The organism is Mucilaginibacter mallensis (genome assembly GCF_900105165.1).
Classification (GTDB): domain Bacteria; phylum Bacteroidota; class Bacteroidia; order Sphingobacteriales; family Sphingobacteriaceae; genus Mucilaginibacter; species Mucilaginibacter mallensis.
The window spans coordinates 5,805,998-5,829,854 of sequence record NZ_LT629740.1; the positions used below are offsets into that span (position 1 = coordinate 5,805,998).

Annotated in this window: 25 protein-coding genes and 1 pseudogene; 2 read left to right on the plus strand and 24 right to left on the minus strand. The window is 41.3% G+C overall.

Going from position 1 to position 23,857, the window contains the following annotated elements:
- Nucleotides 1-27: 27 nt before the first annotated feature.
- The 9 genes from BLU33_RS23955 to BLU33_RS23995 form a co-directional block, all read right to left on the minus strand.
- On the minus strand, nucleotides 28-672 hold the full coding sequence (locus BLU33_RS23955) for a nucleotidyl transferase AbiEii/AbiGii toxin family protein (RefSeq protein WP_091379483.1): 645 nt from the start codon (nucleotides 670-672) through the stop codon (nucleotides 28-30).
- 1 nt (nucleotide 673) lies between these two features.
- Nucleotides 674-1,180, minus strand: a complete 507-nt coding sequence (locus BLU33_RS23960; RefSeq protein ID WP_091379485.1) for a helix-turn-helix transcriptional regulator — start codon at nucleotides 1,178-1,180, stop codon at nucleotides 674-676.
- A 110-nt stretch (nucleotides 1,181-1,290) separates the two neighbouring features.
- Nucleotides 1,291-2,529: a tyrosine-type recombinase/integrase gene (locus BLU33_RS23965; protein WP_091379489.1), complete on the minus strand. Its 1,239-nt coding sequence runs from the start codon at nucleotides 2,527-2,529 to the stop codon at nucleotides 1,291-1,293.
- A 396-nt stretch (nucleotides 2,530-2,925) separates the two neighbouring features.
- Nucleotides 2,926-3,126 carry a KTSC domain-containing protein gene (locus BLU33_RS25730; RefSeq protein ID WP_091379492.1) on the minus strand — a complete coding sequence of 67 codons (201 nt, stop codon included), beginning with the start codon at nucleotides 3,124-3,126 and terminating at the stop codon, nucleotides 2,926-2,928.
- A gap of 2 nt (nucleotides 3,127-3,128) precedes the next feature.
- On the minus strand, nucleotides 3,129-3,323 hold the full coding sequence (locus BLU33_RS23975) for a DUF2188 domain-containing protein (protein ID WP_091379495.1): 195 nt from the start codon (nucleotides 3,321-3,323) through the stop codon (nucleotides 3,129-3,131).
- 294 nt (nucleotides 3,324-3,617) lie between these two features.
- Entirely contained in the window at nucleotides 3,618-5,240 is a 1,623-nt protein-coding gene (locus tag BLU33_RS23980; RefSeq protein WP_091379499.1) for a hypothetical protein, read from the minus strand.
- A 61-nt stretch (nucleotides 5,241-5,301) separates the two neighbouring features.
- Nucleotides 5,302-7,020, minus strand: a complete 1,719-nt coding sequence (locus tag BLU33_RS23985) for a RagB/SusD family nutrient uptake outer membrane protein (RefSeq protein ID WP_091379502.1) — start codon at nucleotides 7,018-7,020, stop codon at nucleotides 5,302-5,304.
- Between the two features lie 11 nt (nucleotides 7,021-7,031).
- Entirely contained in the window at nucleotides 7,032-10,457 is a 3,426-nt protein-coding gene (locus BLU33_RS23990; RefSeq protein ID WP_172829292.1) for a TonB-dependent receptor, read from the minus strand.
- Between the two features lie 207 nt (nucleotides 10,458-10,664).
- A complete protein-coding gene (locus tag BLU33_RS23995) occupies nucleotides 10,665-11,840 on the minus strand; it encodes a FecR family protein (RefSeq protein ID WP_091379509.1) in 1,176 nt (391 codons plus the stop codon).
- A gap of 127 nt (nucleotides 11,841-11,967) precedes the next feature.
- Here BLU33_RS23995 and BLU33_RS24000 point away from each other — a divergent pair, with 127 nt between their 5' ends.
- Entirely contained in the window at nucleotides 11,968-12,543 is a 576-nt protein-coding gene (locus BLU33_RS24000) for an RNA polymerase sigma-70 factor (protein WP_157682356.1), read from the plus strand.
- A 111-nt stretch (nucleotides 12,544-12,654) separates the two neighbouring features.
- Here the strand turns inward: BLU33_RS24000 and BLU33_RS25250 are convergent, their stop codons facing one another.
- Complete coding sequence (locus BLU33_RS25250) at nucleotides 12,655-12,792, minus strand: hypothetical protein (RefSeq protein WP_157682358.1); 138 nt, start codon at nucleotides 12,790-12,792, stop codon at nucleotides 12,655-12,657.
- A 197-nt stretch (nucleotides 12,793-12,989) separates the two neighbouring features.
- Between BLU33_RS25250 and BLU33_RS25255 the strand changes: the two genes are divergently transcribed.
- The gene (locus tag BLU33_RS25255) at nucleotides 12,990-13,223 is read left to right on the plus strand and encodes a hypothetical protein (RefSeq protein WP_394331787.1); all 234 of its coding nucleotides are present in this window, start codon (nucleotides 12,990-12,992) and stop codon (nucleotides 13,221-13,223) included.
- A gap of 243 nt (nucleotides 13,224-13,466) precedes the next feature.
- Here BLU33_RS25255 and BLU33_RS24005 read toward each other — a convergent pair whose 3' ends face one another.
- From BLU33_RS24005 to BLU33_RS24075, 14 genes and pseudogenes are all read right to left on the minus strand, one after another.
- Nucleotides 13,467-14,387, minus strand: coding sequence for a helix-turn-helix domain-containing protein (locus BLU33_RS24005; protein WP_091379515.1), 921 nt, complete (start codon nucleotides 14,385-14,387; stop codon nucleotides 13,467-13,469).
- Between the two features lie 19 nt (nucleotides 14,388-14,406).
- Nucleotides 14,407-15,273, minus strand: a complete 867-nt coding sequence (locus BLU33_RS24010; RefSeq protein ID WP_091379518.1) for an SDR family oxidoreductase — start codon at nucleotides 15,271-15,273, stop codon at nucleotides 14,407-14,409.
- A gap of 310 nt (nucleotides 15,274-15,583) precedes the next feature.
- Nucleotides 15,584-16,000: a pirin family protein gene (locus tag BLU33_RS24020; protein WP_232009350.1), complete on the minus strand. Its 417-nt coding sequence runs from the start codon at nucleotides 15,998-16,000 to the stop codon at nucleotides 15,584-15,586.
- Nucleotides 16,001-16,002: 2 nt separating this feature from the next.
- Nucleotides 16,003-16,908, minus strand: a complete 906-nt coding sequence (locus BLU33_RS24025) for an alpha/beta hydrolase (protein WP_091379521.1) — start codon at nucleotides 16,906-16,908, stop codon at nucleotides 16,003-16,005.
- A 23-nt stretch (nucleotides 16,909-16,931) separates the two neighbouring features.
- On the minus strand, nucleotides 16,932-17,906 hold the full coding sequence (locus tag BLU33_RS24030; RefSeq protein ID WP_091379524.1) for a helix-turn-helix domain-containing protein: 975 nt from the start codon (nucleotides 17,904-17,906) through the stop codon (nucleotides 16,932-16,934).
- A gap of 71 nt (nucleotides 17,907-17,977) precedes the next feature.
- Nucleotides 17,978-19,057, minus strand: coding sequence for an alkene reductase (locus tag BLU33_RS24035; protein ID WP_091379528.1), 1,080 nt, complete (start codon nucleotides 19,055-19,057; stop codon nucleotides 17,978-17,980).
- A gap of 16 nt (nucleotides 19,058-19,073) precedes the next feature.
- Complete coding sequence (locus BLU33_RS24040) at nucleotides 19,074-19,970, minus strand: SDR family oxidoreductase (RefSeq protein WP_197684538.1); 897 nt, start codon at nucleotides 19,968-19,970, stop codon at nucleotides 19,074-19,076.
- Nucleotides 19,924-20,433 (minus strand): cupin domain-containing protein, encoded by a 510-nt coding sequence (locus BLU33_RS24045; protein ID WP_091379533.1) that lies wholly within the window; start codon nucleotides 20,431-20,433, stop codon nucleotides 19,924-19,926. Before BLU33_RS24045 ends, BLU33_RS24040 begins: the two co-directional genes overlap by 47 nt.
- Before the next feature lie 127 nt (nucleotides 20,434-20,560).
- Nucleotides 20,561-21,103 carry a Cif family virulence factor gene (locus BLU33_RS24050; protein WP_091379536.1) on the minus strand — a complete coding sequence of 181 codons (543 nt, stop codon included), beginning with the start codon at nucleotides 21,101-21,103 and terminating at the stop codon, nucleotides 20,561-20,563.
- A gap of 28 nt (nucleotides 21,104-21,131) precedes the next feature.
- Nucleotides 21,132-21,560, minus strand: coding sequence for a tautomerase family protein (locus BLU33_RS24055; RefSeq protein ID WP_091379539.1), 429 nt, complete (start codon nucleotides 21,558-21,560; stop codon nucleotides 21,132-21,134).
- 45 nt (nucleotides 21,561-21,605) lie between these two features.
- A complete protein-coding gene (locus BLU33_RS24060; RefSeq protein WP_091379542.1) occupies nucleotides 21,606-22,214 on the minus strand; it encodes a Crp/Fnr family transcriptional regulator in 609 nt (202 codons plus the stop codon).
- 33 nt (nucleotides 22,215-22,247) lie between these two features.
- Nucleotides 22,248-22,307: pseudogene (locus BLU33_RS25735) on the minus strand (hypothetical protein); the annotation flags it as partial.
- Nucleotides 22,308-22,409: 102 nt separating this feature from the next.
- Nucleotides 22,410-23,168: an SDR family NAD(P)-dependent oxidoreductase gene (locus tag BLU33_RS24070; RefSeq protein ID WP_091379545.1), complete on the minus strand. Its 759-nt coding sequence runs from the start codon at nucleotides 23,166-23,168 to the stop codon at nucleotides 22,410-22,412.
- A gap of 58 nt (nucleotides 23,169-23,226) precedes the next feature.
- Nucleotides 23,227-23,829 (minus strand): Crp/Fnr family transcriptional regulator, encoded by a 603-nt coding sequence (locus BLU33_RS24075; RefSeq protein WP_091379546.1) that lies wholly within the window; start codon nucleotides 23,827-23,829, stop codon nucleotides 23,227-23,229.
- Nucleotides 23,830-23,857 lie beyond the last annotated feature (28 nt).

Here is a 23,857-nt window from a genome sequence, read left to right on the forward strand (position 1 = left end):
TTAAATTTCAACGAAGAAAATATTAAATTATCTATTAGCAACTGCGGCTTCTATATCTTCTTTGATAAATACCCACTCCTTATTTTTTAAGCAAATGGGATCTAAGTCGAGATCGGCTTCAGCAAACTCCGTAAAGTTATTTCGAATTAAAGGTTCATCATGTGTCCATTCAAAACGTTGCTTATGAAGATTGATCATATCAGTAATGGTATGTTGATTAAGCAGCACGTGTAAATCCCAAAAATCTTTTTTTCTGCCACCTCTTTGCACCACATCTATCTTCATGGCAATTATTTCTTCAACAGTTGCCATACGTACCCCATCTTCTTCTATTGCATCTTGAAAAAAGGGGTCCATAGAATAGTATAAATCCAGTTTAATAACGTTATTGGCATCGGTTCCTATAAGATAGGATTTTCCCATACCTGGGTTGCCGCCAAATTCGCCGTCTACATGCCCAAAGTTCTTTCTAAGAAATTTTTCAATGGCATCAAAATCGATAGAACCGTAATTCGCATCTGTAAATAAATCTATATCTACCGATAACCGGTGTCCCAGATACAGACTTAATGCCGTACCGCCTACGAGTCGAAAGTCTATAAGCTCCTCCGCGCCCATTAAGGTCATCAGGGAGGTTTTTAGCAGGCTACTAACAGTATTCCAATAGAGCATATTATTTTGCTTTGAGGTGTCCCATTACCAGCATTTTATTATTTGCGATTCGGGTACTGCCAGTAACTTCTTTAATTTTGTCTTTTCCGTAGAACCTGAGAAGTTCTTTTTTTTCATCGTTGTTTCCCCGTTCAAATATTCGTTGAATAACTGCCTTATACTGATTTTCCCAATCGATCTTAGTGATATCTGTATCCCAAAATAACGTTTTCCGGATAATAGAAAGATCAGGCAATTCTCCTGAGTTACCTTTTTGTTGTTCTTTCTTAATTTCATAATATGTTTGAAGCAACAACATAGTTCCTTCTTCTAGACCTAAAGCTTTATCAATCTTTAAAGAAAGCGCCGTCGTCAATCCGCGCTGACCCTTTGTTATGCCATTTAAAGTCTGAGGATACTCATGTAATGAAAGTGCGAAAGGGCCTTTTTTCAGATTTCTCTTCTTAAGCTCCCGTTCAAGAATAATTCCTGGATGAATTCCTTTGTATTTTTCAAGTGCAGTTTCCATATTGCAAATATAAGCAAATTTGTTTATATTGTTATGTTGCACAAATTATATTCTCAATTTCTTATTTTTAATAATTTTTGGACTTAATTGACAGCCAAAAGTTGAATTCTTTAATAAGTGAGAAACTCAACCACTTTCTTCTGTACTTCATCAACGATACCCCAATCCTTATCCAAATAAATGTCAAGAATTCTATGCCTTTGATCAACATGGTTTAAGGTTAAATCTAGATCATCTTTACTCACTCCACAAGCATTACGGGCTGTATTTGCAAAGGTATGTCTCGCATAATAGAATGTTATATTAGGAATTCCAGTAATCTCCCGTAATTCCTTCATCCCTTTGCTAAGTGCAGTATCTAAGCCTAAGTTATTTTTATATTTCAGATGTAGTTGCTCCACATATTTATCTAATAATGGCAGCGCCTCTTCTATAATTTTAATGCTTATAAATGCATTATCTTTTCTTTGACGAACTGTTTTAGAGCGATTATAATTAACCCTTCCATTTTGGAGGTTATCTTTTTTTAGCTTGTAAATATCAACAGCGTTCATTCCACATAAATAGAAAGAAAGCATAAAGAGATCTTTTGCGAGCTTGGCCCTGCTACCAGGTTCTGTAATGCAGTCTCTTATTTTTTTTAATGCATCAATGGAAATGTTTCGCTTCTTAGTTAGAGGGGATGAACCAACCTTGTATTTTTTAAAAGGGTTATGCTCTATTTGATAAATACCTAAATCTTCATTGTTATAATGTGCCCGGGCGGCGTTAAATAGAGTTCGTAAATCTTTCATATGACTATGTAATCCATTATCACTTAACCCAGGCTTTTTGATTATAACTTCTAGGCCTGAATGATTTTTCCTTTTCATTATTCTTCCAGTTCGTAAATAGCGCTCATAGGCGAACAGCATATTAGAATTAATCTCAATTATAGTTACGCATTCTTTCTTAAAATAATCTACTAAACTGTTTCTTATAGTCCTGTGATTATTTGCTGTACCAATTCTGTCTGCTTCTTTTAGCATAGCTATATGTTCATCACAAAACTTTATAAAGTCTATACTGTCTCCACCTTCAAGATAATTTTTAAGATCGTCGCAAGACATTAATTTAAGTGCTCTACCGAGTTTACTTATAGTCCGTCGATAATTGTAAATTGTGTCGCTCGTTAAATTATTAATAATTGGATCTGTAATTTTCAACTTGTCATCCAGATGCCGTTGTGATACGTAATACTGGGTCTTAATAAGTCGCCTTTCGTTCTTATGATGAAGTCTGATTTTTACATTAAAAGTGCCGTCATTCTTTTGTTGTTGTTTGTAAATTAATGCTGATACTGTTGCCATGATTATTGATTTAACCGCAAGATTACAGTATTTAAGAAACTGTGACCTCGAATTGAAAAATGGCTAATATGATGTTAGAAACGATATTTCGTTAAGTTCTACAAGAAAATCTGCTGAACCTGACGTAAAGATTATGAGCGGTCGACTTGGGCTGATAATATCTTGAGCAAAAACTGCGTTTTTGACTTGCTTAGAGCTAATTTATGAACATTTTTTTGTTTTTGCAAATAAACCAATGACGGAATGGTGACGGTTTTTCGTTTAATTCAACAACATTTGCTGCTGCTCGCAGTGGTTATTTTTTTAGTCGTTTACTGATTTCCTGTCAGATAATAATTAGCGTACATTGAGCCGGTCAATAAGAAGCCTTAGTTAAAACAACGTATTTTGGTTTAATCAAGGCGTGACTTCTTTAAAGGGGTATTTACCCTTAATGTGGCGGTTGAACCAAATACCTTTGACCATGGTGGATCGCATTTCTTTGAATACCTTTTCCGGTACATTGAGGTAATGATAGACTTTTCCCGAGTGATATCGAATCTCCAACGTTTCGTTCGGAGCGTCATAATTATAAGAGGCTATGACGGCAGAAGGCATGATCAGTTTTCGCTTTCCGGTTTTTCTTCCGGGTGTTCCTCGAAATATTGACGTGCACGTTTCAGGCCGGTCGCTATAGCGATTCCTTCATCGCCGCTTTCTCCCAAGATCTCGTTGGCGATCTCTACCGCTTTTTCGCGGAGATATTTCGGTTGGTTCTTATATGATGGCGGATAATAGCCGTTATACCAGGGCATAAAACCTCCTTTTAGTAAATAACTATTATGCAGGATATTTGTTTAACACTTATGACACAAATAATAATCGCGGATGACGGCACTTTTCCGGGCAACAGGCTACCAGCTTTGTTGTATTAGAATGTACTGGACATCCCTTATTATTCCCAGCGACGCATGTGAAGCATCTGTTTGAAAAAAACGACTGGAGCAATAGCTAATGAATGTACTGGTGAAAACCAGAATAAATAACAAACGATTGCAGCAATAATCTTCTTGCTTTTCATAATATGAATTAATTGACATCCGTAATATTTAATGACCTGCCAGATCTATGGCAATCGTATTGTTCTCCGGCTTTATACGTAAAACAGCTCCGTTTTCCGGCTTTTCGAAATCTCCTTTTGTTGCTTTTATATGGTAGGTATGGTCGCCAAAATCAAAATTAACCTGTTTATTTTCTATTGAAGTTAGTGTGGTCTTTGCATCCATATCAACGTTCAGTTCAAAAAACCAATTTGAATCATGGTTACTTGTAGCAGTGATCTTTATCCTGTTTTCATCAAGCGCTATTTCAAATGTTCCATTGTCTACCGGCCATGATATATGGGCTTCTGATTTACTTACATCAGTAAAAATTGGATCACCGCCTTTAACCGGAACCTCTTTCCCATTGTCTATTGTCATCAAATAAAGGCCGGCTTTTTTATCCCGTTTACCCCATAGATAGCTATCAACAACAGGCAGGGTAAAGAAATAACTTTGATTAGTTGTGGTTACACCTTTTAAATATTTATCGGGTATATCTTCGTTAAAAAGATGTATATCCCTTATGCGTAAATTTCCATTTTTCCAGGCGACATTGATACGGTAAAATCGACTGTCGTACCAAATTGTCTTTTGGTCACTTCCTTCCAGGTCTTTTGTAACAGTAAAGGTGGTTGCCGGCGTTACTTTGTACTTCTTCCGGAACCACAGGCCTGATTGTTCCATAGTTTCAACCCGCACTTTTCCATCATCCCGTAATTTTTCAATAATCGGCATCTGCATTTCTAATCCGCTGTGCATCGCATCCCAGGTAAAGGAATTTTCCTGACCGGCCTGGGTATAATTGAATCCGAGCGCGGGGTCATTGGCAAAAGCGGATAAAAACCAATTGATCCATTTTTCATTTCCTCCGGCGTGTGGATAAACAGGTTCCAGCGTTGTTACGTAACTGCCATCGTCATATTGCCTTATCGGGTCGCTGCCAAGCATTCTGAAAACGGGTACCGGGAGTTGCTTGCTTTCGTTCTGAGCCGGCATATAAACGTTTGTGCGACTTGGGTAATAAGTCTGGTTCCAATATCCTCCCCAAAGCGTAAAGCCGTCAGTACCATATTGGTCTTTACAATTAGCCGATGCTACAATTTTATACTTATCATACATATAATCGAGCGAATGCGCGTCAATTACCCAGGCTGCCACCGATCTTGGATAGTAACCGAAAATCTTTTTGAAATCAGCAAAATAAACGTCAATGATCTTTTCCCTTTCTCCAGGGGTATAACCTACTGAAAAACCCACATTAGAATGCCAGTCCCATGCATATTTACCACGCCACTTAATCCCGGCTTTTTCAATAAGCGGCTGCGGGAGTTCCCACCAGGCGCCAATTTCAAAGCTATCTTTTGGTAAACTTTTTAACAGTTTCTGGTATCGCGTATCAATAAGCGCATCGTATTGCAATAAAAAAGTTCCTCCTAAATGGTGTTTTTTCATTAGCGCTATCTGATTGACTACCGTTTGGTAGAGTACATCCTTAGTAACATTTGGATCGCGCGGCTCTATATCCCGAATAAAATTGACAATGTTTACGATGCGTGGCGATATGGCTTGCTGCGCACTTAGATGATGATAAGCCAATATAAAAAACAAGGAAAATATTATTTTTTTCATAAATAGGTCTTTTTATCAAACAGGACAGCCGCTTTAGCTGCCCTGTTCAACTTAAAATAATTTACCATTTGGGATTTTGCTGTAGCGTATGCCCGGCAGTCTGGTATAAATTAATCTCTTGTGTAGGTAAAGGTTGAAGATAATTTTTGGCCGGATCAAATGTCCGGCCCGATTCTGTTATCATAAAGCCGTTAGCATCTGCCTTCGCCTGGTAAGTAGGCGTGCTGTACAACGGATAGGTTTGCCAGGTCGATCCTTTTATTTTTATGCCCATTACATTTTCAGGCATTTCTATTTCTGCTGTTTTCCAGCGGCGGATGTCATCATAACGAAAACCTTCCAATGCCAGTTCCACCGTCCTCTCGCGGCGGATCTCTGTATTCATATCCATACCATGTGCCGCAAGGAAAGCATTGGTAAGGTGAGGCATGCCCACACGATCTCTTAAAAGATTGATAGAAAGATTCAGGTCGCCATCACTCAACTGGCCGGTGGATTCAAATGTCGCTTCAGCATAGATCAATAATACTTCAGCATAACGTATGAGGTGCCTGTCAAAATCAAACAAGCTGGCATCACCCATTTCGCCTGAGTTATTGGCAACCGGGTCTTCTGACATGTACTTGTACAAGATATAACCTGTACTTGGGCTTCGTTGCGGATTATCAGGATAATTAGCAACAGGTACAGTAGCATGAAATACACGAACTGTTTTTTTACCCGGAATGATCATCGTCATCGTCATACGCGGATCACGAAGCTGATATTCGGAGGTCATGGTCGCATAGCCCTGGAATTTAGAATCAGCATTAGTAATAGGTACACCTACTGTGTCCAAATACATATCGGATAATTTTTTGGTGGGGTTGTAACCTTGTCCATCACAATCATATGGATATTCCTGCCCTAATATTCCTCTTGCATAACGGCGGTCAAGTATACATTCTTTAGAATCATCACCTGCTTCAATAAAATTGTACCTGTAGCTTTGCGCGCCACTGCCGGTATATAAAGCATACACGCCACTGTTCATCACCGCTTTAGTTGCCGTAATTGCCTGTGTGAAATAACTGCTGCCATCAGATAGGCCACGATATTTTTCCCAGGTACCCTCATAAAGCGCCACACGGGCCAGCAATGATAATGCTGCTCCCTTGGTAATACGGCCAATTTCTGGCGAAGATAAATTTGACTGAAGGGGTAAATTAGCCGCCGCGGCGCTGAGGTCGCTGATAATAAAATCAGCTGTTTGCTGCTGGGTAGAGCGCGGCGTATACATAGCTTGATCGTTTACTGTAGGCACAGTAGTGATCAATGGTGCGCCACCATATATTTCCATTATCTTCCAATAATAATATGCTCTAAAAAATTGCGCTTCTGCAACATAATTTTTAATAGCCGCATCGGTAAGCGCAGCGCCATGGGCCACGATGTTATTAGCATCCCGAATGTATTGATAACTGTAGTACCAGATTGCACCGTTATTATTACTTGTACCATTTTGCGACACTGTCAGTGTGCCGTTGCTGATGGTATTCGGATTATTAAATGCAATATCAGACCAGGTATCATCAAATGCAAAGCGGTCAAGGCCCTGGTATAAGGCATCTGCTGCTGATTTAAAATCGCTCGCAGTTTTCCAAAACACAACATCTGTAATTTGATCCTGTGGCACTACGTTAAGCTGCTTTTTACAGCCAGGTCCAACGATCGTTACAAGTAGCGTCAGCAAAATAAAACGGTATTTTTGTCTCAAAATATTTGATATATTTTTTTTCATCTTCTTAATTGTTAAAATCTAACATCTAAACCCATAGAATATACCCTGTAATAAGGATAGGTAAATGCACTTGCTGAACCGTCTTCCGGATCAAAATTGCCACCTAATGTACCTTTGGATATGGTAAACAGGTTTGCACCGCTCAGGTATATCCTGGCCGACTTCATTTTTATCTTTTCTACAAAAGAGGTAGGAAAATTATAGCCAAGTGTAATGGTTTTGAACCTTAAATACGCGGCATTTTGCAGCGTAAGAGATGAGGTATGGTAATCATAGTTCCTGATATCATCATAACCTAAACTTCCGGGGATATATCGCGGATATTGAGCACCCGTGTTTTGCGGTGTCCAAGTCTTTCCAAAATAGTATTGCAGAGAGTTGTAATAGAATTCATTTGGCGTAGCGATATCACCGCTATATTGAACTGTTCTTTTGCCAACTCCCTGAACATATACAGCCAGATCAAAGTTCTTGTATTGTACCGATATATTGGCTGAATAGGTGTATTGCGGAATAGCATTGCCCAGGTAGACCATGTCTCCATTCTGACCTTTTGCGGGGTTGCCATATTCGGTTAATGCGCCGTCGCCATCAACGTCTTTATACATCACATCACCAATTTGTATATCCTGTGGTACGCCCTGGAGCTTTTTATAGGCAGTTAGCTGGGCCTGGTTCTGAATAATTCCGTTGTACACATATCCAAAATAAGAATCTATCGGATAACCCTGGCGTGCATAATTTAACCCTTCGATATAACCGCTACTGTTTTTCAAGCTAACCAGTTTATCGGAGTTGGTACTTAATTGGGCCATGATGCTGTAGCGCAGTTCGCCGATTTGGTCCTTCCAGGTGACAGAAGCATCAAAACCTTTGGTTACTAACCGGCCCTGGTTTTCTGTTGGCGGTGTGGCGCCGAACGTAGCAGGAACACCTACAGCTACCAGCATATCATTATTGACCTTATTAAAGTAATCAAATGAACCGGTCAGCTTTGATTTAAGTATTTGGAAATCAATACCGATGTTTTTGTTGGTGATCGTTTCCCATGTTCTGGTTGTTGATGCAGGTGCCGCCGTTGCACCAGGGATTCCTGCGTTTGGAGAACCAAGAGGGTATATACCACCATAGGTAATTAATGGGATGTAATCAAATAAACCCAGTGTGCTCAGGTTCTGGTTACCGGCCCTGCCATAAGACACGCGTAACTTCAACTGATCGAAAAAATCCAGGTCCTTAATAAATTTCTCCTCGCTTATGTTGTAAGCTAACGCTGCCGAAGGAAATAGCTGGCTCCAACGCTCGTTGGCCGCAAACTTGGTACTGGCATCAGTACGGGCGGTAATGTCAAGGATGAATTTGTTTTTAAACGAATAACTTAAACGGCCAAAATATGATTCCAGCGTCTGGTTATTCAGGTCGCCGGTAAAATTAACGTAAGCCAGGCTGGTTTTATCGGCAAGGTTCAATGTTAAAATGTCATTATTAGGAAAATTATAACCGGTTATCGATTGTCCTTCATTATTGGTTTTTTCCAGCGAAGTACCTGCCGTCAGGTCAATCTTACTATCGCCGAATTTTTTATCATAATCTGCATAAACCTGGAAAAGTTGATAGGTAGTGCGGCCGTTGGTATAGGTTGCCGAGTTTGGCGTATTGCGGATGTCCTGTACGCCATTGGCCCAGTTGTAACGGGTGTACGTTGGTAACAATGCGTCTGAATTTAAAAAATCGAGATTTACAGCAGCCTGGCCGGTAATAGTTAATCCTTCGACCGGTTTATAGTTAGCCAGGAAATTGGTATGCACCCCGGTAAACCATTGGGTTGTCTGCCCGCCCTGCGCGAGCGATTGCGCGGGGTTCTCATATCCCTGATAGCCGTAAAAGTTACCTGCCGGGTTGAACACCGGCTGGTAAGGGAACTGGTTGGCCACCTGGTACAAGGGGCTGTCGTATCCCTGATTGATCTCGGTAGGTGTCTTGGTAATAGTATTTTGAATTTCGGTTCGTGTTTGCAGATCGAAATTTTTGAACAACTGCATATCATCATTAAACCGCAGGTTGTAACGATCCGAGAAATTGGTACCATATCGTAGAATACCGCCATCGTGATCATAGCCGGCAGAAGCGATAAAAGTATTTTTTTCACCACCGCCTGAAACTGATAAGTTGTGCTGCTCCTGAACCCCATCTTTATATATCACTTTATTCCAATCGGTAGTGCCATAAAAACCTGGATAACCCGTTACCCCGAAATTCCAGCCCTTTGTTGTATCAACAGGCGCGTTATTCTGTATATTGGTAAATACGGAATTCGGGAAGCCTGGTTGCCCGGCATTGATCAGGCCATTGTTCATGAATGTGGCGAATTGCAGGGTATTCATCATTTTTTTCAAATAGGTTGGCTGCTTTATACCTACGTTTACGGTATAATTTATTTGCAATGGTCCTTTCTTTCCCTGCTTAGTGGTCACCAAAATAACCCCATCTGCAGCCCTATTACCATATATGGCTGCGGCAGCATCCTTTAACACTGTTATCGATGCAATATCCCTTGGATTTAACGTGCTCATATCTCCCGGTACACCGTCAATCAAGATTAAGGGGTCGCTACCCCCGATATTTGTGGAGGCATTAATAGTAGAAAAACCCCTAACCTGCAATGTATATCCCTGAGCGCCGGGCTGGCCGCTACCCTGGGTGATGGTTACGCCGGGAAGTTCGCCTTCAAGTGCATCATATACATTATTGATCGGGCGGTTTTCAAATACTTCCGATTTAACAGTAGATATCGCACCGGTTATAGCACCTTTGGTTCTTGTTCCATATCCGACTACAACTACCTCCGACAATTTACTATCTGTACTGGCTAAGATAACCGTCAGGTTGGTTTGTGACCCTACAACGATACTTTGCGATTTATAACCAATAAATGAAAATCGAAGTTCAGTATTGGCGTTGGCTACGTCGATGGCAAAGGAGCCGTTACTGTCAGAAACTGTGCCCGCGGAAGTCCCGACGACTGCGACGGTAACACCTGGAATTGTTTGACGGGTTGCGCTATCAATAATTTTACCGGTAATGTGAATCGCTTGGTTAACCTCGTTAGTTTTCATTATAGGCGGCGGTGGAGGATTTACAGCCGGCTTCGGTTCTATTAAAACTGTTTTGTTGTTTATTTTAAAGGTAACAGGCTGATTTTTAAAGCAAGCATCCAGTATCTCCGATAATGATTTATCTTTAAGATCAAGGGTTACAGGCTTGAAATCTTTAATGTCTGAATTTTTATAAAGAAAATCAATTGCAGTTTGCTCTCTTATATCTGTTATGACAGTACTCAGGGATGCATTGCGTACATTCAGCGACAAGTGCTGCGCGAATGTTTCTGCTCTCACCTGAATAAGAGCTAAGGTGAATAATATAACAGTCAGTTTCATTTTAAGGATGATATCGGATGGTATACACGATCTACACCTGAACTTTGGTTCAGTAAATTTTTTATACATTTGAATGTTAGGTTAAAGTGAACTAATTGGTGATTCCTACTGGTTTTTTTACCTGATTCAGTCCTGGACTGACATAGTCAGGGGCGGTGCAAACGTCCCTGACTTTTTCCTCAGTTTATTTTATGGTTAAAAGCTAACCTATAGTCCTCCTTTTTTATTTGTTACATGGATTGTTCGGCCCGTCATTTTAAAACTGACCTTTCCCAACGCTGACATATTATTTAGGATGTCCTGCAAGTTGGAATCCCGGGAGAAGGTACCGCCGTAGGTCTCGGCCAAATTTACCTGGTCATATTTTACATCTATATCATACCACCGGCTAAGCGCCTTCATTATGGTTGCTATATTAAAATTGTCGAATTGGAAATACCCATTCTTCCAGGAAACAACCTGTTGCGTATTAACACTTTGCAAAGTGAATTTGCCTGAGCCGGTCAAGGAGGCAGCCTGCTGTCCGGGCGTTAACAATACTGACTGGTGGTTAACTGTGCTGGAAAGCGCTATGCTACCCTGTAGCAAAGTTGTTTTACTCTCAGCCTCATCCCGATAAGCGTTTATATTAAAATGAGTGCCAAAAACCCTTACGTCCTGCCCGCTGAATAATACATGAAAAGGCTGGTGGGCATTGTGCGCAACTTCAAAATAAGCTTCACCGGTGAGTTTAACTGTTCTTTCTTTCCCGGCAAAGCGGATTGGGTAGGTTAATTTACTTGCCGCGTTCAGCCATACCTTTGTGCCGTCAGGCAGTAATATCTGGTATTCACCCCCGCGCGGTGTCTCGATGCTGTTAAAGTCAATTTTGGAATCCTTCTGAGACGCCGGCAGTAGTGTCAAAGCGTAAGTGATCAATCCATTTTGCTGTTTGCTGATGACCACCCCGCTTTGAGCAATTATTTTGCCCACCTGCTGCTGTTTTAAAACAATCTTATTACCATTGCCCAGCGTTAAGATAGCGGTGTTTGTTCCCGGCTTAATTACGCTTGGCTGGTTCTTAGCGACTATTTGAGGTTTTGTACTATTCCGGAAAATTAAAATAATTGATGCAAAAATCAATACGGCTGCTGCTGCTGACACCCAGCGCAACGCGACTATCCTGAAGCGCAATCTTTTTTCATCTTTTATCCTTTTCTGGAACGAGCCGAACATCCTGCTGGTGATCGCTTCCATTCCGTATTCTTCCCTGATCCAATCGTCCAGTGCTTTATCACCAAAGTCCACCGTAGCATACCAATCATTTAATTCATTAATTTCCTGCTGCTTAGCATTGTCTTTCAGGTATTGATCAATAAGGTAAATAAGTCGTTGATGATCCATAATCGTGTAATTACCAACATGACGGATAAATTTCCCCTAACCGTTATTTCCCCAAATTATTTTTTTTAAATTATAAAAAGAAAATATCTATAATTGTATTTACACTTCAAAACCGTTATATACTATTGTGGAATTGACTGACCAGGAGTTACTTTCGAGTTGGCAAAACGGTAGTGATCTGGCGTTTGAACAAATCTACAAACGACAGGCGCCTGTTTTACTCGACCATGCTATGCGGAAGACGAACGACAGGGCTGTTTCAGAAGAGTTGGTTCAGGATACTTTTATCGCCTTTTACAAATTGCGGCTAAAGTCTTCATTCATAAAATCGCTGCCGGCCTACTTATACACTATTCTTAAAAACAAGGTACTTGATCACTACCGGCATCAATCCATATTTCTCAAATACGAAGAACATCTGGTGAAAAAACTGGATATGGAAAGCTATTTCGAGGAATCCGCAGTTGAATATAAGGAGCTGGAAACGTATATCTATAAAAACATCAATAATCTTCCCCGGCAATGTCAAAAGGTTTTCAAACTGAGCCGGGAGGAACAACTCAGTAATAAGGAGATTGCGCGTCAGTTAAATATCTCGGAAAATACCGTTGAGCAGCACATGCGGAAAGCATTGCGATTATTGAGGGTTTCGTTGACTGCTTTCGCCCGTTTCGTTGTTTTTATTTTATTATTTAAATATTAATAATCAAAAGAAAATAATTTAAGTACTGGACTATGTATCCTCTTATACACAGGATATACGACTATCTTAAAAAACAATTAAAGGACTTGAAGACTTAAGTATATCTTTTTTTCAAAAGGCCGCAGCTTCAACCTCACGTATCAACGTGGTTTTGCCTACCTGACGTGCGCCTCTTATAATAAGCGGTTTACGTGCAGCATTTAATTTCCAGCGATTAAGATAATTCTCAATACTTCTTTTAAAGGCCATAATAGCTAAACTTATATTGAATGTAACAGAATAAAGGCAAATTTACTTTATTTATGTAACAAAATAAATCCTGTTTTATTATAATCTTGTAACAGAATAAGGGCAGTATCAAAACAAAGACAATTATCCGAAATATTCAAATAAAGTGAATAACAGCCACTATTACAAGTGAATATGGAAAAGATATTGCAAAACAGGTGGGTGATGCTCACGAAGAAGAGCCTGGCGCTGATCTCACTCAAAGGTCATTTACTGGTACAAATGCAATGGATCAAGCAGATCAAACCGTAGATTTACTGAATAATATAGTTGGGAGGCAAATTGGACCTGATAATGCCGGGGCATCTATAAAAGATATAACTACAGCAACGCTTAATGAATTTCATACCAATGGGTTATATTATAAAGACTGGATATTCCCGGGTCGTTGATCAACGCGTTTCGGAAAAGGGTTTAGAACATTTCGCTACACTTTGACCTGCTAACTTGTTGATTTAAATATTGAAAATATCTTCATCAACACAACTCATCGACCTAATGGGCACAGAACAGGATGGTCATGGATGCCGAAATATTCAATGGAATGAAATGAATCAATTGTTAAGCCGCATAAGATCATTCACATATCGGGAGCTTATTAAAATATTTAGAGTAGTTTTACAATAAATATTGTACTAATTAAAAGATTGGCGAAACTTAAGCGGGGAGGAGCCTGTCTTGCTTTTAAACAATTTATTGAATGTTTGAGGATGGTCAAAACCTAATCCATATGCAATCTCATTCATTGTCAAGTTAGTAGTTGACAGTTTTTCTTTTGCCAGGTCGAGTACCTTGCTAATAATGAAATCTTTAGTACTTTGACCTGTTAACGTTTTCAATAAACGACTTAAATAATTTGGCGATAGATGAAGTTTGTCTGCAAAATAGGTTACTGGTGGCATACCTTCGGATGGTAATTTATTACTTTTGAAATAATCATTTAGCAATTCCTCCAGTCTGCTGACAATTTGGTGATTACTTACCTTTCGGGTTAAGAACTGACGCTGATAAAATCTATCCGCATAGGTAAACAGAAGTTCCAATTGTGCGATAATTACGTCCTGACTGAAATTATCGATCCTCGCTTTATATTCATTTGCTATATTTTGCATGATGCTGATAAGAATTTGTTCTTCCGCATCTGAGACGTGCAACGCCTCGTTAGCCTTATAATCAAAATATTCATAATGCCGAATCTTCTTAGCCAATGGCGTATTCCATAATAAATCCGGATGTACTAACAGCAGCCAGCCCTGATGGCTTGCTGCTGTCTCGAAAGGACCTTCAATAGATAGAACTTGCATTGGTGCCATGAACAATAAAATTCCTTCATCAAAATCCACTTCCTGCTGGCCATACTTCAAAATTGCATGGAAGCTCTTCTTTAATGCTACACTGTAAAAGTTATGGACGATTGCCCGGGGCGCTTGCTTAGGCTTAAAAGGCATGTCTTCAAACCTGACCAAACTCACCAGCGGGTGCAAGGGCTTGGGCAAGCCTAGTATCCGGTGGTATTCCGAAATGGTTTTAATATGTAACGGTGTGGGTTGGCTCATCAGGTAGTTTACTTAAGTTCTATAAGTTTAATAACAACTTCAACCCTGATTTCAGGTCTACTGGCTTACGCCCTAATGCTTCCTCTAAATCGGTGCTGACCGTGCTTCCTTGTCCATTTGCAATATCAGTATAAAATGGCGCTATCATCTCCAGTGCGTGCTCTGGCACACCTTTAGTTCTGGCTTCGGCTATGTAAATATCCATCGTCAAAGGTGTGTAAGTAACGGTTTTTCCGCAAAGTTCACTGAGTGCATTGGCTACATCTTCAAAAGAATAAGTACGGGTATTGGTAAAATTAAAGATTCGGCTGGCGCAATTATCGGTTGATAAAACATTGCCGATAGCTTCCGCCTCATCACTTCTAAGGGCGTAAGATACTCTTCCATCGCCCGCAGGTAAGTTAATGCCTTTTTCCAGCACATCTTTGCCCAACATATACCCTGCCATTGAATCCATATATAATACATTTCTGAAAATAAGATAATTCATACCACTGCCGATAATAAGATCTTCTGTCTCGAAATGCGTCCGCATTATATTATTGACCAAAGTTTCTCTATCCTTAAGGCAATTACTTGTATAGGCCAGGCACTTAACGCCAGCACCTTTTGCGGCATCAGTTACGTTGCGGTGCTGCTCTACAAGCTTACTCGTATCTAACCCGGACACAAGAAGTACTTTGTCAATTCCTTTCATCGCTTCATCCAGCGAATGGCGGTTGTCATAATCACCGATCCGTACATCAATACCTTTTGCTTTTAAAGCGGTAGCCTTATCTTCATCTCTTACCAAAGCAGCAATCTGATTGGACGATATACCATTTTTCAACATTGTTTCGATGACTATGCCTCCCATTTTACCGGTAGCTCCTGTAATTAATATCATATGAAATATTTTTTTATACAAATTACAGGAAAGGAAAGCTGTCAAAATGAACAAAATCTTACTTTATTTAAATAAAATCTCACCATAATTACTTTGTCACGTAAAAATCTTGATCCCCTTATCACAAATGATTTTTGGACAGCTTGTCAGTTCTTTCGGAACTACCCCGGAAAACTTTTTTACTTCCCTGATGAAGTGAGCCTGGTCGCTAAAGTTTTATTCAGGGTAAAGCTTGCCTTCCTTAATGTGTCCGAATGATGCCCGGAAGCGCAGAATAGAACAATAGGATTTCAGGTAAATCCCGAACTGCTTATTGAAATATCGGTTGATCTGGCGTCTGCTCCAATGAACTTTGTCCGCCAATTTCTGGGCGAATAAATATCTGCAAGGCGGTAAGCACGCCACCCTCTGGCAAAACCAACTCTTCGTGCTGAAATTTCGAACCTGCATTCATCATCATCAGTCTTTTGTTCGTAATGATCTCGACATTTCCTTCCGTGTCCTTATGTTGAACTATGCCACTACGCAGATAGGTAAGTATCTCGTCATCTCTATGGGGGTGCATGGGTACTAAAGTACCAGGGGTAACAGTGGCCTGGTCGATCCTTCCAATGGTACCGATACCCGAATCATCAGAGTCGGTTCCTTTGCCTGGAAAAAGGATCTCTATTCCAAACCCACCATTTTTCTTTACGATCTTTTCCTGATTTGGAATTATCTGAAACATAGCTATTTGTTTAATTTCTCTTTTAAAAAGGCACTTGCTTCCTGCATCGCTTGTTCTCCCATCGAACCTGTCCCGAAAAATCCATGGATATTTTCATAATTTTTATAAACTGTAGGTACGCCGGCCTTTCGCAACTTTTCGGCATAAGCTTTTCCCTCATCTCTTAACGGATCGTAGTTGCAGGTAAAGATCATGGCCGGGGGCAGGCCTGAAAAATCGGCCGTGCGAAGGATCGATGCTGCTTCGAACAGGGAAGGATCGGTCACATAATTGTCCCAAAACCATTTCATGATTTCCGCGGTAAGCACATAGTCCTTCCCGTTTTCCTGGTATGACGGATAATGTGCGCTGTAATGATCTGTCACAGGGTAGGTTGCAAACTGTGCTTTCAGCGCAATGCCTTGCTTTGTTAACATCCGGGCGACGTGCAGCGCCATATAACCTCCCGCACTATCACCGGCTACTGCCATGCTTTCACTTAAACCGCTATATTCCGCAGCACGCTCATGAAGCCAGATAGCTGCCGCAACGCTGCTTTCAGGCCCTTGAGGATAAGGATGCTCAGGGGCCAGTTGATAAGCTACCGACATGACAATACAGCCGGTGTTTTTGCAGAGCTGCCGGCAAATTTCATCGTGCGTTTCCAATCCCATCAAAACAAAACCGCCACCGTGGTAATAACTGATTATAGGGAACGGCCCTTCCCCAAAAGGTATATAAATGCGAACGGGAATGGAATGATGCGTAATGGTTTTTCTGATCACATCTGCAACCTGCGTGGGGCCGGGGTCCTGCGCGGCCTTCGCCATCGCTTTCCTGGTTTCTTGCGGCGGCGCAAGGTTTAATTTGTCAAATCCGTTTTGCTTTGAGAATGCTATCGTGTCTAAAACTTCTTTTGATAATGCCATGATCTTGTTTTTAAAAATTGGTGTTATGAATTATCCTCTTTGAATTTTTTTGGTTTCGCCTTAAAATATTTTTCAAACAAACGCGAGAAATGGCTCATATTCTTGAAGCCGAGCCGATAGCCCGTTTCTGATACGGAATAATCCTTGAGCAGTTTGGCGGCTTCATTCATTCTTGCACGCTGAAAATAGTTGTAAATAGAATCGCCGAATACCTGGCGAAAAAGCATTTTCATTTTGGTGGGGCTCATGGTGATCTGTTTGGACAGATCAATCAACCGTGGTGCTACCGACAGATCTTTAAGGATAATAGACCTAAGCTCGTACAACTTGTCGGCATCGGCCCTGTTGACAGCAACCTCGGCCTCATTAACCCTTTCGGTTATTTTAGCGAACAACAGATAAATTAATTCAAGTGCTTTTGCCTGGTAACGCAATAAATAAAATGGCGATCCTAAAGTTATATTACTGAAATCTTTTAGCGTGCTTTCCATCTCATCAGACATTAATACATTCAACACAAACGATGGATTGGTTAAGAGCCGATCGCGTAATGCAGCCTCCTCTCCTGATAAATGAAGTAACTCTACCAAAAGTTCACGTGCCACGTTGATGACCAAAAAGTATATCTCTTGCTGTGCGGGAAAGAATACCTCGGTAAAAAAATTACCTGTACCCAATTCGGCTTCGCATCCCGGGGCAAAAAGGTGCGTTTCCTGCTGTCCGGTTTCCAAAACGACTTTCCTGCAATCGAACTTAAGCGTCAGCATCTTAGACGGCCCCGTTGATTCCAAGCGCTTTAATGAAAACTCCTCTTTTAGTATGTAGCGATGCATACAAAGGCTCAGGCCTTCTCTCAATTTTATTTCCTGTATATAACCGTCCCCTAATGATTCCTGCAAATAAACCCGGTTTTCGGCAACAGGCATTCCAAACATTTTACCAAATGCTTCGGCAAAATGAAACCCTTTTTTAATAACAAATTCAAAAGTAACGGCCATGCTATTTTCTTAACAGATTGACTTTATGCTGAGTAAACGCCTTACCGTCATCAATGTTTAATGATTAAAATTTACACGGTTACTTGTAGTGGCTTATAATCCGTATAACCACGGGAACCAGGCGTGTACAGCGCCGACATGTCAGGTTGGTTCAGGTTTGCGTTTTCAGCAATTCGTTCCGGCAGATCGGGATTAGCCAGGAATGACCGTCCAAATGCGGCCAGCTCTGCTTTCCCGCTTTCCAAAGCTTTTTCGGCAGTTTCAGGTGTAAGCCCGTTACAAATAATCAATGTGCCACCGAAAGCATCCTTTAACTGACTTAAAAAATCATCCTTTACCGCGGGAGACAACCCGATATGTATATAGGCGATTTTCAGTTTACCTAATTCCTGTGCCAAATATTTATAGGTATTGATAACCTCATCTTCCGCGTAAGCCTTCAGATCACCCATAGTAGAAAATGGTGAAAACCTGATACCGACTTTTTCATAACCTATAGCGTCGCCAATTTCCCTGGCCAGGTTGGTAACAAATTTTGCCCTTGCCTGCACACTTCCGCCGTACTCATCGGTACGGTTGTTAAGGTTTGGGTTCAAAAATTGCTCAATCAGGTAACCGTTAGCGCCGTGAAGTTCGATACCGTCAAAGCCTGCTGCCATAGCGTTTTTTGCCGCGGTAACGTGTCCTTTGATCACATCTTTAATGCCTTCGGTTGTGAGCGCTATTGGCTCAGAATTTTCCTGGATACCTTTTGTGTCGGTAAAAATAGGTCCGGCAGCTTTCACAGCCGCGCTGCTCACCAAATGCAGCCCGCGCGGCAGGTTATCTTCATGACCGATCCTGCCGGTATGCATCAACTGTACAAAAATCCTGCTGCCGCCTGCATGAACAGCCTCTGTAATTTTTTTCCAGCCTTCCACTTGTTCTTTTGAAAACAAGCCGGGAATACGCGGGTAGCCCAAACTTTCGGGTGTTGGCGAGGTACCTTCGGTAATGATCAGGCCCGCGCTATTGCGCTGCCCGTAATATTCAGCCATGAGGTCGTTAGGTATGTTGTCGATGGCCCTGCTTCTTGTCATTGGTGCCATCACCAGGTGGTTCTTGAGGTTCAAGCCGTTCCTGTTGTACGGCGTCAATAATATATTTTCCATAATAGTATTTCTTAAATTAGTCCAATTCGTTAATAAACTGCGGCACCGTGTGCGCATGGCGACCAAGTATGGTCTCGAGTACCAGGGCGTTTCCGCCGGAGAACCCGTATTGATCATATTCCTTATTCATCGTGATGAGCCCTTCACGCAGTTCTCCAGGTGGAATTTTTACCTCCTTAGCCCACTCATCAACGGGCATGTCTTTCGCCACGATCGTTTTGCCCGACTTTTTGCTCATCAGCTCCGCCAGGTCAACCCGGCTGAACATGCCCGGCGATGCCAGTTCAAACGTGCCATAGGATAAGCGTGTATCGGTCATGGCCAAAGCCGCAGCCTCGGCAACATCCCGGTAATCCACATAGGCCATTTTTGAATCTTTTGAATAGGGCATCATGATTTCGCCGCTTTGTTTGGCTGCCTGCCAGCTTTGCTGCAACATTTGCATATACATGGCAGGTTGCAAAATGGTATAATCCATGTTTGAGCGATAAAGCGCCTCCTCTGTCGGACGCTTTTCCGCATGGTTGGCTAAGGACAAGGACGTGTGATAAACACTGGAGAATACAAATTTGGTAACTCCGGCCTCCTGCGCCGCTTTAACCATGTTCAAACCCGCTTCCACCTCCCGGTTAAATGCCGGTATGATATGGAAGACACCTTCGATTCCAGTGGCCGCATTTTTAAGTGTAACGGGATCATAAAGATCCCCGGTCACAAATTCATCTGCGCCATTCTCAAGGGTTTGTTTGCCTTTGTTGCCATCCTGTACCAGTGCGGTCACCTGATGGCCGTGTTTTTTTAATTGCGGTAAAACCAACCCGGCAAATTTACCGGTGGCGCCGATCATTAATATTTTCATGATAGTCTTACTTAATGTTATCGAGGTAGTCGGGGGGATAAACTTTTTGCCCATGTTTTTCAGCAATAGCCTGCAATTTTTTTACCGATTCGGGATCCATCGGCGGCGGGGGAAGAAACTCGCCATAAGCAACCGGCTTGCCGATCTCTTCGAAAAAAGTCTCCAGGCCTGACGGAACTACCATACAAAGCAGATGGGCGATTTGATCAGTTTTGTTTTTAAAACTATGAACAACGCCGCCCTTGCGTATATTGACAAATGATCCCTTCTTGGCAATGTATTCACCAAATTCTGATTTGACTTCGATTTCCCCTTCAATCACATAAAATGATTCCTCGATCTGTGCATGTTCATGCGGGCCCGGGCCGCCGCCGGGCGGGACAAGCATATCTATTACTGCAAATGCGCCATTGCTTTCAGCGCCACCGACCAGGATACGGTAATTGTCCCCAACTACAGAGAATATCTTGCCGCCCGTTGCGTCGATGGTTATCGGACTCTTTTTCTGGTTTTCCATACTTGTTTTTAGATGTAGAACAAAGTTCGCGGTACTTGGTTGTAAAAAATGATGTTCCTATCGGACAATTAAATAGTCCAATCGGACTTAGTATATCGCGGAAGGGTATCACTAAACAACTCAACAGCTAATTAATATTAGCACGTTTTTGTCTTTCTTTAAGCGGGGGCTGGTTAAAATAATCTGTAAGTTCTAAGGAGTAGATAACGCTTGTTATCTTCCATTTTCCGTCCCTTTTGATTAACGTAAGATATTTGCCACCCCAATTTGCCATTTTGTTATCTGCCCAAAAGCTGTAATCCATACTTACCGATGCTACCGTTCCGTCTTCAACTATCCTAATGTTATCAAACTTATCTTCGGTTGATTTATATCTGGATAAAGACCGCATAAAAGCCTGGTAACTTCCTGAAAAATAATTCCTTTTTGCAGCTTTGATCCCGTTTTTTTCAAATTCCCTGGCTTGGGATCTTTCTTTAAGTGCTGCACACCAGGTTACCGGGCCGTCATTGAACAAACTATAAAATGCAATTGAGTCCTTTTCGATCACGTATTTACTGTACTCGTTGATGACGTCAGTTATTTCATTCCTGTCAGCTGTCTTTTGCTGAGCATAAGCGTGCTGGGTGATTATCAAAAATACAATCGAAAGAAGTTTTATATTTTTCATTTGATAATGCTAATAGGTGATATTGATTTCAAATGGTAGCAGCGGGGATGCTGTCATTTTTCCTTTGATTATTAATGTATTTATACTCTATCGTTAATCCTTCGTAACCATAAGCATCTGCTTTCATTTCCTGGATTGCCGTATAACTTACGGGATGAATATCTCCAAGCAAGGTACCTAAGGACTTATGAACAGCCTCTATATATTCAGCCTTATCCAACTTAAGGTTGGTAGAATCCGATATTTTAATATTAAGATGGAAACTTTTTGTTTTTAACTCCGCCAGAGATAATGAATTAATGAACCAAAGGTGATCCGGGAGGAATGATACCGTGACTACGGTAACATCGGATTTTTTCTTTAAGACTTCTTTTGTAAGACGGCTGATCTGGGTTGCGAGTTGTTGCGCTAAAGCGGGATCTTCCTGTCCGCTTACTTTTAAATCGATTATTGGCATACTTCAATATTTTAATGAAGTACAAAATTCCGTTTAAAACTGCTGTTATTTATTGATGTATGTTAAGAGTTTGATCCGGCTCAGCGATTCAGGCTTTACGCCTAAGTAAGAGGCAATATGGTATTGTGAAACCCGCTGTTCGATCCCCGGATATAATTGCAAAACACTTTCCAGCCTTTGAGCAGCCGAATGCTTTAAAAATGAGGTTTCCCGTTTACACTTCCTTATAAAGAAAGTTTCTGCGATGTATTTACCCAGCTTAAGCCATTCATTATCCCGTGAAACTAACGCCTGATATTGCTCAGAGGTGATGTAAACTACATTTACATCAGTCAGGGCCTGGATGTTACAATTGGTAGGCAAGGACGTTAAGAAACTGGTATACGCGCTCACAAAATCGCGCTCAAAATAGAAATCGTTATTAAATTCATCGGATTCACCGGCACGTATAAACGAGCGCATTATTCCGGAAACCACGATCCCGATAAAATTGCAGGTAGTACCTTCGGTGATCAGGAAGTCTTTTTTGTTTAACAGCTTACGAAACATAACCTGCCTGAATTCCGCAACATGCCGTTCGTCCAGCCCTTCAATTCCCAAAAGCACACTGTCTAATGCGGCGCGTTCTTCAGCCAAAAGACTTTCTGTATTCATACTTCAATTATTTCTATCAAAGGTAAATAGTTCTTACTTTTCAGTCAACAGGTGCTTTCTGCCCCAATCCGCCATTTCATCGAATACGGGAGAGAGGCTTTCGCCAAGGCCGCTTAATGAATATTTTACTTCGTAGCACTAATCAGATTATTTATAAAATGGGCAGGCTAAATTTGCTTTACTAAGACCCCCTTTTTACCAGGGGTTCACCGTTTCATGATTAAGCCAATGCGTAAAAAAGCACCCGGTTGGGCCATCATCGTCAAGGCATGATAGCCAAACTGCCGGTTTTGCACCTTGCTCAACTGTATTGGCATTTGGCCTTTCCTGTCCAACCTGCGTTTGCGTTAAACCTGGATCGGCTGCGTTAACTTTAATGCCTGTACCTACAAGTTCTTTAGCTAATGTAACTGTAAACATATTAAAAGCGGCTTTTGCAGCGGCATAAGCTAAGCGGGCCGGCTTCGGCCCGTTTTGATGAAGCGGTTCGCTCGTAAGTGTTACAGATCCGATTGTAGAGGACATATTGACAATCCGGCCTGCAGAGCTTAATCTGATCAATGGTAAAAATGCCTGGGTTGTTGCCACTTGAGCCATAAAGTTAATGTCCATATATTCGGCAAGCAATTCCTGCGAAATGTCGGAAGGATTATGCTGATCTTCCGGTTTAACAGGTAGCCTTGCAGCGTTGTTCACCAGGACATCCAACCACCCAAACTGATTTTTAACCTGATTTACTGCGGCGGCTATACTTTCAGCTTTCGTGATGTCAAGTGGTAAAAAATGCGCAACAATCCCCTGCTGGCTTAGCTTTTCGACAGCTGCCACTCCGGCCATTTCGTTTCGTGCACCCACTAAAACGATCATTCCTTTATTACCTAACTGTCTGGCTATTTCTAAACCCAACCCACGGTTGGCGCCTGTTATCAGCGCTATTTTTTTCTGTGTTTCCATGAGCGGCAAGATACAATGCTGCGCATTACGGTCACTTGATAAAAGGCAAGAAATAACGTCAGACTTTCATGCGGCCGATTTTTCCCCGAATCCTGCTTAAAGTACTGTCGGTAATGTTAAGGTAGGAAGCAATATATTTTAGGGGTACCCTTTTGATCAGTTCGGGTTGGGTATTTATGAAATGAATATAGCGTTCCGTTGCGCTAAGCTGCACCCGATATAAGGTTCCTGCTTTTACTCTTGACAATCGTTCCTCATAAAGCATTCTTGCAAATTTTTCGAATACAGGATATTTAATATAAAGCTCCTGAAGTTTTGCATAAGTTATACAAATGAGCACAGTATCTTCCAGCGCGTGTACATTTACAGATGATGGGACCTGCTGAATGAAACTGAGGGATTCAGATATAAAGCTACCCTCATGCATACAGCCGAGGGTGTACTCGTCCCCTTCATTCGTTAATGAATACGACCGCACTAATCCTTGTTGAATAAATCCCCAAAAATTACAGATTTGATTTTCCCTCAGAAGAAACTGATTTTTTTCAAAAAGACGGATCTTGAAATAATTGACGAGATCTAGGGTGTCCTGGTCATTTAAAGTGATATAATTGTTGATCTTGCGTTTTAGGAATTCGAAAGCGTCGTCATCAGCTGCCATATATTATATTTTTATACAAAGTAAGTCT